General features: G+C 63.9%; 10 protein-coding genes. 5 read left to right on the plus strand and 5 right to left on the minus strand.

The annotated features are described in order from the left end of the window. The first annotated feature begins 87 nt into the window (after nt 1–87). A complete protein-coding gene (dnaE, locus tag KF838_13320; GenBank protein ID QYK47757.1) occupies nt 88–4,068 on the plus strand; it encodes a DNA polymerase III subunit alpha in 3,981 nt (1,326 codons plus the stop codon). A gap of 163 nt (nt 4,069–4,231) precedes the next feature. Beyond that, the gene (locus tag KF838_13325; GenBank protein ID QYK47758.1) at nt 4,232–5,422 is read left to right on the plus strand and encodes a Fic family protein; all 1,191 of its coding nucleotides are present in this window, start codon (nt 4,232–4,234) and stop codon (nt 5,420–5,422) included. Between the two features lie 39 nt (nt 5,423–5,461). On the opposite strand, the gene KF838_13330 is transcribed toward KF838_13325, so the two are convergent. Then, nucleotides 5,462–6,109 carry a UbiX family flavin prenyltransferase gene (locus tag KF838_13330; GenBank protein ID QYK47759.1) on the minus strand — a complete coding sequence of 216 codons (648 nt, stop codon included), beginning with the start codon at nt 6,107–6,109 and terminating at the stop codon, nt 5,462–5,464. A gap of 190 nt (nt 6,110–6,299) precedes the next feature. On the opposite strand from KF838_13330, the gene KF838_13335 reads away from it, so the two are divergent. From KF838_13335 to KF838_13345, 3 genes are all read left to right on the plus strand, one after another. After that, nucleotides 6,300–6,857 carry a hypothetical protein gene (locus KF838_13335; protein QYK47760.1) on the plus strand — a complete coding sequence of 186 codons (558 nt, stop codon included), beginning with the start codon at nt 6,300–6,302 and terminating at the stop codon, nt 6,855–6,857. Beyond that, complete coding sequence (locus KF838_13340) at nt 6,854–7,180, plus strand: hypothetical protein (protein ID QYK47761.1); 327 nt, start codon at nt 6,854–6,856, stop codon at nt 7,178–7,180. The genes KF838_13335 and KF838_13340 overlap by 4 nt, the downstream gene beginning before the upstream one ends. Nucleotides 7,181–7,288: 108 nt before the next feature. Further along, nucleotides 7,289–8,488: an aspartate carbamoyltransferase gene (locus KF838_13345; protein ID QYK47762.1), complete on the plus strand. Its 1,200-nt coding sequence runs from the start codon at nt 7,289–7,291 to the stop codon at nt 8,486–8,488. 201 nt (nt 8,489–8,689) lie between these two features. Here KF838_13345 and KF838_13350 read toward each other — a convergent pair whose 3' ends face one another. The 4 genes from KF838_13350 to KF838_13365 all read right to left on the minus strand — a co-directional run bounded on the left by KF838_13350 (nt 8,690) and on the right by KF838_13365 (nt 11,656). Further along, complete coding sequence (locus KF838_13350) at nt 8,690–8,932, minus strand: hypothetical protein (GenBank protein QYK47763.1); 243 nt, start codon at nt 8,930–8,932, stop codon at nt 8,690–8,692. 64 nt (nt 8,933–8,996) lie between these two features. Further along, a complete protein-coding gene (locus KF838_13355; GenBank protein QYK47764.1) occupies nt 8,997–9,551 on the minus strand; it encodes a hypothetical protein in 555 nt (184 codons plus the stop codon). A 92-nt stretch (nt 9,552–9,643) separates the two neighbouring features. Then, nucleotides 9,644–10,186, minus strand: coding sequence for a hypothetical protein (locus KF838_13360; GenBank protein ID QYK47765.1), 543 nt, complete (start codon nt 10,184–10,186; stop codon nt 9,644–9,646). Nucleotides 10,187–10,198: 12 nt separating this feature from the next. Beyond that, on the minus strand, nt 10,199–11,656 hold the full coding sequence (locus KF838_13365; GenBank protein QYK47766.1) for a hypothetical protein: 1,458 nt from the start codon (nt 11,654–11,656) through the stop codon (nt 10,199–10,201). Nucleotides 11,657–11,682: the final 26 nt, after the last annotated feature.

Consider the following 11,682-nt stretch of genomic DNA (forward strand, 5'->3'; position numbering starts at 1 on the left):
CCGGGGTGGGGCGAACGCCGGGTCCGATACAATGGATCAGGCGTCCTGCGGAGCGGCGGGCCGGCTCACACACACGCGGAGCGAGCGATGGCGGAAGCGAAGGGCAAGGAGGCAGGAGGAGTGAGCGCGGGAATGGAGATCCAGCGCGAGAAACAGTTCGTCCACCTCCATCTGCACACCGAGTACTCGCTGCTCGACGGAGGCAATCGCGTCGATAAGTTGATCGCGCGCGTGAAGGAACTCGGCATGCCCGCCGTCGCCGTGACCGATCACGGCAACATGTTCGGCGCGGTCAGTTTCTACTCGCAGGCCAAGGCCGCGGGTATCAAGCCCATCCTCGGCGTCGAGGCCTACGTCACGCCCCCCGACAAGCCGCGCACCGACCGCACCTACACCGGCGGCGGCGAGGGCGGCTTCCACCTCGTGCTCCTGGCCATGAACAACGAGGGCTGGAACAACCTTCTTGTCCTCTGCAGCGAGGCCTTTCTCACCGGCTTTTATTACAAACCCCGCATCGATCGCGAGCTGCTGGAGAAGCACGCGGCGGGGCTGATCGCGATCAACGGGCACCTCGGCAGCGAGATCGGCGACCACCTGCTCGACTATGAGCGCGGGAGAGATCGGAAGCATCTGGAAGCGGCACGCGAGAGCGCGGCGTGGCACAAGCGGGTCTTTGCGCAGGGGGACGCGCCGATTCCCCGGTTTTATATCGAGTTGCAGCACCACATCTCGGAGCAGAACTCGATCAACCCGCATCTGGTGGCGCTCGCGCGTGAGTTCGACCTGCCGCTCGTGTGCGACAACGACTCTCACTTTCTGAAGGCCGAGGATCACGACGCGCACGATACGCTGATCTGCATCTCGACGGGCAAGCTCAAGAGCGAACCGAACCGGATGCACTACCCGGCGGAGTTGTACGTCAAGAGCCCGTCCGAGATGCGTGAGTTGTTCGAGGGCGAGTACCACGACATCGGGCGCGAGGCGTGCGACAACACCGTGAGGATCGCGGAGGCGTGCAACGTCGAGCTGCCCCTCGGGAAGAACAACGCGCCGATGGTCCGGGTCCGCGTGCCCCACCTGAAGGATCTGCCCCGCCACGACGACGCGAGGTACGCCAACGACCTGACCGCCTGGTACAACGACTACTGCTCGAAGTTCGAGGTTGTCCCTTTCGATCGCACGCCGACCGCCGACGAACTCGACGAGGCGAAGGAGGCGTGTGATCGGGCCCTGCGCCTGCTCTCAGAGGCCGGGTTCGTCTGGCGTTACGGCGTGAAGCCGGGGAGCCAGGGCGTTGACGATCCGAACACCGCGCGCCTCGAGCGAGAACTCAAGATTCTCGCGGACAAGAACATCTCCGCGTACTTCCTCATCGTGTGGGACTTTGTTTCATGGGGCCGCCAGCGCGGCATCCCCGCCAACGCCCGTGGCTCGGGTGTCGGCACCATGGTCGGCTTCGTGCTCGGCCTCTCCAACGCCTGCCCCGTCCGCTACGGCCTGCTCTTCGAACGCTTCACCGACCCCGATCGCAGCGAATACCCCGACATCGATATCGACCTCTGCCAGGACGGCCGCGCCGACGTCATCAACTACGTCCGCGCCAAGTACGGCCACGTCGCGCAGATCATCACGTTCGGAACGCTCAAGGCCCGTGCGGCGGTGCGCGACGTCGCCCGCGTGATGGACATGCCGCTCGCCGATGCGGACAAGCTCGCCAAACTGATCCCCGAGCAGCTCGGCATGACGCTCGATGCCGCGCTCGAGCAGGAGCCGGACCTCAAGGCGTGGTACGAGCGTGACGATCTGGTGCGCCGCGTGATGGACAATGCGCGGACGATCGAGGGGCAGGCGAGGCACGCGAGCGTGCATGCCGCGGGCGTGATCGTCGCGACAAGGCCGCTGCACGAGATCGTGCCCTTGTATCGCCAGTCCGGCTCGGAGGAGAACGAGGTCGTCACGCAGTGGGACGGCCCCACCTGCGAGAAGATGGGCCTGTTGAAGATGGACTTCCTCGGGCTGCGCACGCTGAGCGTGATCGAACGCGCCCGCAAGCTCATCACATCGACGCTCGACGAGCCGGAGATCTGGCGGGCCGTCGGACGCGAGGCCGACTACAAGGCGTCCAAGCGAGGCCCGCATCCTCTCGACCTCGAGCGGCTTGCCTACGACGACCAGAAGGTCTTCCAGATGTTCCGCCGGGGCGACACATCCGGCGTCTTCCAGTTTGAATCGGGGGGCATGCGTCGGCTGCTCGTTGACATGAAGCCCGACCGGCTCGAGGACCTGATCGCGGCGAACGCGCTCTTCCGCCCCGGTCCCATGGATCTCATCCCCGACTACAACCGGCGTAAGCACGGTACGGAGCAGGTGCCCGAGATCCACGAGATCGTCGATCGCTTCACGCGCGAGACCTACGGCGTCATGGTCTATCAGGAACAGGTCATGCAGATCGTGCATGAACTGGGCGGCATCCCGCTGCGGTCCGCGTACTCTCTCATCAAGGCCATCAGCAAGAAGAAAGAGAAGGAGATCGGTAAGAATCGCCCGATTTTCGTCGATGGCGCGGCACAGAAGGGCATGACCAGGCAAGCCGCGGAAGAGCTCTTCGAGTTGATCCTGAAGTTCGCGGGCTACGGCTTCAACAAGAGCCACTCCACCGGCTACGCCATCGTCGCGTACCAGACCGCGTATCTCAAGACCTACTTCCCCGCGCAGTACATGGCCGCGTTCCTGACGTTTGAGAGCCAAGCGCAGAAGATCGCTGATTGGACGCCCTACCTCGACGACTGCCGCAAGACCCGCACCATCGACCCGCTCACCGGCGATGTCATCCGCGACGGGCTGGAAGTGAAGCCCCCGGACGTGAACGTCTCTCAGTCGGAGTTCGCGGTTGCGTACGAGGATGATGAGCCCCGCACTGCTTCGCGTGGTCACATCCGCTTCGGCATGCGGGCGATCAAGGGCGCGGGTGAGAAGGCGATCGAGGCGATCATCAAGGAGCGCGACGGCACTGACGAAGTCGCCGGGTCCAAGAATCGCCGGAAGCCCTTCCGCTCTCTCTTTGATTTCTGTGAGCGCGTGCCGCAGGGCGCGGTGAACAAGGCGACAATCGAGTCGCTGATCGCGGCGGGCGCGTTCGATTCGGTACACGGGCGTGTGAATCGGGCCGCGATGCTCGCCACGATCGAGCAGGCGGTGAACGCCGGTCAGCGAGCGGCGGCGGACAAGGCAGCGGGACAGGCGCAGTTGTTCGGTTTCGGCGGCGGCGAGGCCGCGAGCGCGCCCGAGACGGTCAAAGAGCCGCCGCTTGCCCGTGTCGCACCCTGGACCGAGGCCGAGACGCTGAAGCAGGAGAAGGAGAAGCTGGGGTTTTATGTGTCGAGCCACCCGCTCCAGCAGTGGAGCGACTGGGTCAACACTTTCGCGACCGCGAAGCTCGCCGATCTCACGTCGCGACGCCAGGATGAGCGTGTTGTCGTCGGTGCGATCGCCCAGTCCACGCGCACGCTGATCGTCAAGAGCGGACGCTCGGCCGGCCAGAAGATGGCGATTGTGACGATCGAGGATCTGGGCGGCACCGCCGAGGCCGTGGTCTTCACCGACGCCTACCTCAAGTATGGGCACCTCTTGGCGAGCGACGCGCCGCTCTTCGTGCTCGGGCGGATCGATCTGTCGCGGGGCGATCCCCAGATCATCGTCGATCGTCTCGCGCCCATCGACGGCGTGCCGCTCGACAGGGGCAAGCTGCGGGTCACGCTCCGCGAGTCATACTTGAACGGCTCGGGCGAGCGTGCCGCGGAACGCGCGTCGATCGCGCTCACGTCGCGCCAGGCCGAACGGGGTTCGCCCGCCTCCGTCCCCTTCGAGGTCGTCGTGGAGACTAGTGATGCACTCGTCACCCTCACGCCGAAGGGCCCTTCGATCGTTCGGCTCGACCCCGGCCTCGTCCGCGACGTGACCACCTCGCTCGGCGAGGGTTCGGTGCGGCTCCTCGGCGGCATGACCATCGACCCGACCGAGGAGAAACCCCGGTGGAAGTCGCGGCAACGGGAAGAGGCGGAAGTGTAAAGCAGGTCACCATACAAAGTACGCACAAAAGCGTCGGTTGGGACCTCGTGTGGCTCTGTGTGGCTGTATAGTGCGCTTTCATCTGTCGAAAAGATACTTTTGAGCCCAGGACTATCTTTTAGTGGCCGAAAGCGTACTATGCTATCCCTGACTGAGGGGGAACATGGAACCGTCACGCTTTGGCCCAAACTCTCCCGGAACGCTCGTCCCCGCTGCCATGATGGAAAGGCGGGGCGAGGGTGTTGCCACGGCCGTCGCGGGGTTCGCGTTCCTTGTCCGACCCCTTCCTCCACCCCTTGACTGGGAGAGGTTCGTTGGTCGGCTCTGGCCCGCCTTACAAGATGTCGAACGAGCGGTGGCGCGTCTTGAGCGGGACGCCGCGGGCTTTGCGAATCCGCACCTCCTGCTCTCACCGATCTGGCGTCGCGAGGCGCGGCTGTCGTCGCAGATCGAGGACACGATCGCCACGCCGGAAGAGATCGCGTTGGAGCAGTCCGGTCTCCGTGCGGATCGTGATGATCCGCGCGACGTTGCGAACTACATCGTGGCGCTGGAGTACGGCATGCGCTCTGAACTGCCACTTTGTGCGCGCCTGCTCAAGGAGATGCACGCCAAGCTGATGGCGTCCGCCGATCCACGCGTACGTGTCGGCGAGTTCCGCTCGGTGCAGGCCTACATCGGCAGCGCGGGGATGGGCTTTGCTCGCGCCCGCTTCGTCCCCGCCCCACCTGGACAGCCGCTCGAGGACGCGATGCACGATCTCGAGCGATTCATGAACGGGCAGCACGACGGCCCGCGGCTCCCTGATCTCGTGTCGATCGCGCTGGCTCACTATCAGTTCGAGGCCATCCATCCGTTCCACGACGGCAACGGGCGCCTGGGCCGATTGTTGATCGGTCTCTCGCTTGTCCGCGCAGGCGTTCTCTCCCAGCCGTGGATGTATGTCAGCGAGTACTTCGCCTCACACCGGCAGGAGTACTACGACCATCTTCTCGCAGTGAGCGAGCGCGGAGCGTGGGAAGAGTGGATCGGCTTCGTGCTGCACGCACTGCACGAGCAGGCGATCTCCACCCGCGTCCGCATAGGGCTGCTGATGGAGGTCCGCGCTCGCCTGATCGCTTTGGTGCAGCAGCCGCGCGACAGCGTCCTGCTACGGAACCTGATCGAGGCGCTCTTCGACCATCCGATCCTCACTATCACGCGCGTCGAGCAGTTGTGCCGCGTTTCGAGGGGCGGCGCACGCAATCTCGTCGACAAACTCGTGGATCGAGGCATCGTCGAGCCATATGACGCGCCGGGGCGCGAACATCGCTTCATCTGCTGGGACGTCATGCGAGCCACGGACGAGGGGTGAAGTGAACCCGCGATGCCCGTCGCTCCATTGGAATCAGGATCAGGCCGGATTCGTCCTCACCACCGGCTCCTTCCCATCCACCCCCCACCTCGTCTTCAGGTCGTGCTCCACCTTCAAGAGGTCCAGCACCTTCCCCACCATGAAGTCGACGATCTCTTCGATCGAACGCGGGTTGAGATAAAACCCCGGGTTCGTCGGGCACACGATCGCGCCCGCAAGCGTCAGCGTCCGCATGTTCTCGATATCGATCAGGTTCAAGGGTGTCTCGCGATGGCAGACGATCAGTGGCCGCCGCTCCTTCAGCGTCACCATCGCGGCGCGCGTCAAGAGGTTGCTCCCCGCGCCCGTCGCCATCGCTCCCAGCGATGTCGATGAGCAAGGCAGCACCACCATCCCGTCGTGCAGGAACGAACCCGACGCGATCACCGCGCCCACATCCTTGTTCGGATGGATGATCAGCCGCGCTTCGGCTGCTGGCCCCTCAGGTCGTGAGGCCAGCCCAGGGCACAACTGCCCCAGTTCGAGCTTCCGGATATCCGCCTCGTCAAACAACAGCCGCTGGCCATACTCGCTCACGACAAGATGAACCTCGTGCCCCTGCTCCAGCAGCACCTCCAGCAGGCGCAGCGCGTACGCCGCACCGGAAGCACCCGAGATTCCAAGCACGAACTTGCGGCAGGATTGCACGATGGATCCCCTTCCGAACCGCCGTATCCACAAGCACTTGTGGATGAGCGGTGGACTGTAGTCGTCCGAGGCCGATCGCAGCCCCGAACCGTCGGTCGACTGCGGCTTCGATGTTTGTGTGGACTAAACTCCTGATACGGGCGTTCGCACGCTCGCATCTCCAGTGGCTTCGAGAAAGGCGGTTCTTCGGATGAGCAATCTCCGTCGCGCGGCAATCGGTGGCTCGCTTCTGGCCTCTCTCACCCTTGCGGGGTGTGTCGGCTACCACTCGTATCCCCCAACGCCCGAGCAGCGCGCCCGCGAGAGCATGGGCGAGCGCGCCCCCGTTGATGTCATGGTCCGCGCGCTCGAGCGCGTGCTCGCGATGCACCCTCCCGCGGGCGGCGGCTTTGCGGTGAACATGCCGATCACCACGCCGCCGGACGTCTACGCGAACGTCGCCCAGCGCGTGGGCGGCAGTCCTGTGATGGTCGAGACTTCATCGCTGCCGACGTACCACATCGCGGGCGTGCGGGTGCGGAACAGCCGCGCACAGGTCGATATCGTCTGGCCGACGGGACGCGGCACCAATCGCTCATCCACGGTCTGGCTCGAGGGTGGTCTTCAGCCGTGGTCTGTGAAGCGCGTGCAGGAGTGGAACGAGGGCGTGATCGCAACACCCGAGCTCTACTTCATTCGTGCCGGCGAGTCACCGTCCTCATCGCAGCCGATCGAGCCCGAAGCCGAGCCCGTTTCGGACAATCCGTGAGCATCGATCACCCCGCCTCGCGACTCGAGCATCCGGATGCCGCGGTCAGGCGGATCGCCCTGCGCGATCTCCTGGGCTCCGTGTCCGCGCCGATGCCCGACGTTCTGGAGCGTGTGGCCTTGTTGATCTGTGCAGCGCCGGAGGGCGAGGCGGAACTCGGGCTGCGGGTGATCGCGCGCTGGGCGTATCTCCCGGCCCGTGGCGCGGTCGAGTCCGTGATGCTGAATCCGAAGAGCCCCGCTCGGGTCGCTCACGAGGCGCGGATCGCCCTCGACCGGATCGATCTGGTCGCGATGGGCAAGATCCCGAATCCGAACCCGTGAGGGACAGTGCGCCGACCTGCCAAGTTCCCGGGTCGGCACCCCCGGCTGTCCGGACTCGATCTGCCCGCGGTCGATCTGCCATCTGGTTCCTGCGGGTACGATCTCGGCGTGAGCCCACGACCAAGAGCGCCCTCCCCATCGCCATCGAGCGACGCACCCGAGACGGACGCACCGACGAGCCCCGCTCTCGGAGCAGAGGTCGCCTCTCGAACCGATGCGCCGACCGATCATCCCACTGGCGCGACAAAGCCCGGCCCGCGCCACGCGGGAACGACCGTTGCCGCGCCGGAGCAGGTGCGGACGATGGCCCGTCCGACGCGCGACCTCCTCGCCCTCCGCGGCATGGGCACCGCCGAACTCAAAGAGCTCCTCTCCCGCTCCCGCGCCATGATCCCCGCCGCGATGGGACGCACGGACCTTTCCCACATCCTCAAAGGACGCGCCGTCGGCCTCCTCTTCTTCGAAGACTCCACACGCACACGCCTCTCCTTCACCATGGCCGCCCAACGCCTCGGCGCGACCACCCTCGACCTGGCCTCCGGTGGCTCATCGGTCAGCAAGGGCGAAACCCTCATCGACACCGCCCTCAACGTCGAGGCCATCGGCGCCGCCGCCCTCGTCGTCCGCGCCAAGCAATCCGGCGCGGCCCACCAGATCGCCCAGCCCGCCAAGATCCCCGTCCTCAACGGTGGCGACGGCAAGCACGAACACCCGACCCAGGCCCTGCTCGATGCGCTCACCATCGCCGAATCACTCGGGCGCAGCGCGGCGTTCGACCTGACCGGGCTCTCGATCGCGATCGTCGGCGATGTCATCTCCTCGCGCGTCGCGCGGTCCAACATCGCCGCGCTCAGCGCGCTCGGGGCCCAGGTCATCGTGGTCGGCCCGCCCACGCTCGCGCCCAAGTCGATGTCCACGCTCGGCTGCAAGGTAGAGCACGACATCGACAACGTGCTGCCGACCGTTGATGCCGTGATGATGCTCCGCGTGCAGTTTGAGCGCCACGGCGGCGAGGGTGCGAGTGGCGGAAGCGGCGGCGCGGCCGGTCATGGTGCGAGTGCCGCGCCGGTCAAGCCATCGAGCATTGTGTCGGTGCGTGCCTATCGCGACGGGTACGCGCTCACGAGCGCTCGAGCCGCCATGCTGAAGCCCCACGCCGTCGTGCTCCACCCCGGCCCGATCAACCGCGGCATCGAGATGGATCAGGATGTCGCCGACGGCCCGCGCTCGGCCGTCCTCCGCCAGGTCACCCACGGCGTCGCCGTCCGCATGGCCTCGCTGTGTTGGTGCCTGGGGATACCGGCGTGATTCGTTTCGGGGTGCCACTGGTTCCCGTTGAGCGTAGCGAAACGGAACCAGTGCCCATTCCTTTTTGATTCCTGTGCCAATGACCCGCCCCGGGTCAGTGCTCTCCCCTTCCCTCCTCGCGGCTCATTCTCGGCCCGAGGCCATGCCACACCCGCAATCCCGCGCCAGGAGCAGCGCTTTGCCGACAGCCCTCAACACCCATTATCCTTCATCGCTCTCGACATACTCGGCCATGACGCGGAGCGCTTCGCCGAGGTCGCGTCGCAGCGCGGGCTCCCACTGATCTCTTGGAATATCCCTGTCGGGCCAGACATCGAACGCTGTGAATGCGCCGTCAGCAGCATCGATTGCGGCATCATGCTTCATATCGCCTGATGCGACGAGGATCTCTCTCACACGGTGCCTCTCGTCAAAGTACGCGTTCCTTCCTTCAATGGCATCCATCCTGTGCTCCATCACATCGCGGATGATGCGCAGAAGCCCTCTTAGCGGAGCTTTACGAACGTCATTACTTGACATTGGCGTCACTCAAAAGAGTCCTTATTTGACTTGGATAGAGCTTCCAACCAGTTATAAACTTATCGGATTCATCAAAGAACTGCCACAGACCTGTCGTCGATTCATAATAATGCGTGCCCTTGATGGTTCCTCGATATGTTCCCTTAGTGATCAGCGTTGCGGTACGACGATGCTCTTCCAATGCGGAAATAAAGCTGGCAATATTAGCCTTGGTCGGGCTGTCAGATACTCCAAAGTGAGGAGCGTGCTTCATCTTTTTGACTACCTGATCTTCTGGCCAACAAGAGTTATGCACCCACACGCCTCTATTGCCCACAAAGTACGTGTGGTACCTGCTGACTTCAAGGTTGTAGACCGCGACCCTTCCCTCGCGCGGCTCCACCCGCGCGACCACCAGAACGCCCGGGCCGTCCCCCCTCTCGTCCGCGTTTCCATCCTGTTTGGCCGACCCCAGCCGCTCCCCCGCCCGATCAACCGCGGCATCGAGATGGACCAGGATGTCGCCGACGGCCCGCGCTCCGCCGTCCTCCGCCAGGTCACCCACGGCGTCGCCGTCCGCATGGCCTCGCTCTGCTGGTGCCTGGGGATACCGGCGTGAGTCTCTGATGCCACCATTGGCACCGGCATTCAGAACAGTCAAACACTTCGTCCGGTTCGGGCATCGATCATGAACGCTGTCCATTCTCCCGCGTCAGCGCGCCAGCCCTCGCCGCGAACGACGCCCTCGCCAATTGTAATGTTTCGTATCTCATCCGACGCAACCCGCTCGCTGCGCCACCATGTGCCATCCTTTTGCATGCCAGTGATATCAATCAAAGATACAAGAAGCACCAACTCATACTCGGGGCACCTGACACACTCAACGACGTCACCGCCAGGTATCGCGATAGTTCCCGTTGGCTCTTTCACGTCAACCAGATAGCATTGACCTCCGGCTACCACGCAGCAATGCAACGGAGAGAATGTCTCGACGACACACGAGAATGTGGTGAGGCCATCCCCAAAGCACCCAAGCCATGCGATCGCGGCGTCGGCTGTAAACATCAGATACGTTCCATCCTTGATGCTGGGCACAACCCCGCCCTGATCAAAGCTGAATGTGCGACAGTCGATGCCAGGCGATGCCGAACACACGGCATAATCTGAAGTCTTGAGGAACTCGATGTGATCACTGTCCATCGTGACGTACTACTACTTCTTTGGTCGGAAGAACCTGTGTGTAATCTCGAAGACATCATCCGTCCAGAAACCACCTATTTCATATACTCCATTGAGGTTTGCCCCACTCTTCCCTGACGTAGCGGTACCGATGAGTGTGTATTGATTGTAACCGTCTTTGCCAATGGTTCTTGTGCCCGTATCGATGACGTGTCTATCAAAGCTGAATGGGAAATTGTGCATGCCTCCAGGATCTTCACGCATACGTTGTGCGATACGCGGAGAGTATGTTACCGTGCACTCATTGTGCACCCACACGCCCGGCTCGCCCACAAAGTACGTGTGGTACCTGCTGACTTCAAGGTTGTAGACCGCGACCCTTCCCTCGCGCGGCTCCACCCGCGCGACCACCAGAACGCCCGGGCCGTCCCCCCTCTCGTCCGCGTTTCCATCCTGTTTGGCCGACCCCAGCCGCTCCCCCGCCCGCAACTCACCTGCTTCGACCCACGTTCCCCTGTCCACCGAGTACACCCGATGGTTCGGCGTCACCCCGATCGGTTGCTCCTCGCCCTCCAGGTACAGATCCACCACCGCCGCGGCATCCGTCACGAACCGCGTTGTCACCACCGGCACATCCGCCCGCACCTGCTCCGCGTACACCTCAATCCCGAGCACCTCCGCTTCTCCCGCGATGCCCAGTTCCAGCACCGTGATCGGCAGCGTGCGGCCCGCGGCCAATCCCTGTGCCGCGACCATGGAAGTCGGCCGCAGCGTCTCGATGGTCGTGGTGCTCCCGTCGGAGTGGGCATATCGCAGCCGCACGAGAGAGAGCGAGCCCGGCTCGATCGGCACCTCAAACGCCTCACCGGGCTCGAGATCTGGATCAGGGCGGCTTAAGACCTCATCGCCCAACCCGAGTTTCTCGATCGGCACGGGGCCTTCGTCCGTCCAGACCAGCGTGCCCTCCTCGAAGCACGCCCGCGCGAAGAACGTCCCCCCAACCATGCTGAACAGGATGCCGACATCCCTGTCCCAAGCGAAGTCCATCATGAAGTTGAAGGCACCGTGCTCGTAGCTGCGGATGGCTCGCAGCATCTCCGGATCGCTCGTGCGTGCCTTGAGCGTCATAAGCGCGACCCGCTTGCTCACCTCATGCTCGAAGATGATCGCCTCGACCATGTCGAAGGGATCCCACGACAGGCCCAGCGGATCATGATGCATGACTGGGTTGTTGCCGAGCATGGTGTAGAGGTTCAGCCCATTGGCATAGACCTCTCGCATGGCCACGAAAGACGGATCGACCATGGGGGCCGCGCCGTCGAACCACGTGGCGTCGTTCAGAACGACCTGCCCGCTCGCGTTGGGGTCGCGCTGCAGATATCGCCCGTGCTTCGGGATCGGGTTCGCACCAGCCGAATCGGGACCGATCGTCGCTCCCAGCACCAGCGTGAGCAACGCGCACAACAAGACGACAGTTCTTGAAATCGTCATCGTGTCCTCCTCGTACAGCAGCCGCA

This window comes from Phycisphaeraceae bacterium, from assembly GCA_019454185.1.
Classification (GTDB): Bacteria; Planctomycetota; Phycisphaerae; order Phycisphaerales; family UBA1924; genus JAHBWV01.

Bases quoted from the DNA above. Each gene is read 5' to 3' on its own strand.
- KF838_13350 (QYK47763.1), bottom strand. From the start codon at position 8,932: ATGGATGCCATTGAAGGAAGGAACGCGTACTTTGACGAGAGGCACCGT.
- dnaE (QYK47757.1), top strand. From the start codon at position 88: ATGGCGGAAGCGAAGGGCAAGGAGGCAGGAGGAGTGAGCGCGGGAATG.
- KF838_13365 (QYK47766.1), bottom strand. From the start codon at position 11,656: ATGACGATTTCAAGAACTGTCGTCTTGTTGTGCGCGTTGCTCACGCTG.
- KF838_13335 (QYK47760.1), top strand. From the start codon at position 6,300: ATGAGCAATCTCCGTCGCGCGGCAATCGGTGGCTCGCTTCTGGCCTCT.
- KF838_13325 (QYK47758.1), top strand. From the start codon at position 4,232: ATGGAACCGTCACGCTTTGGCCCAAACTCTCCCGGAACGCTCGTCCCC.
- KF838_13360 (QYK47765.1), bottom strand. From the start codon at position 10,186: ATGGACAGTGATCACATCGAGTTCCTCAAGACTTCAGATTATGCCGTG.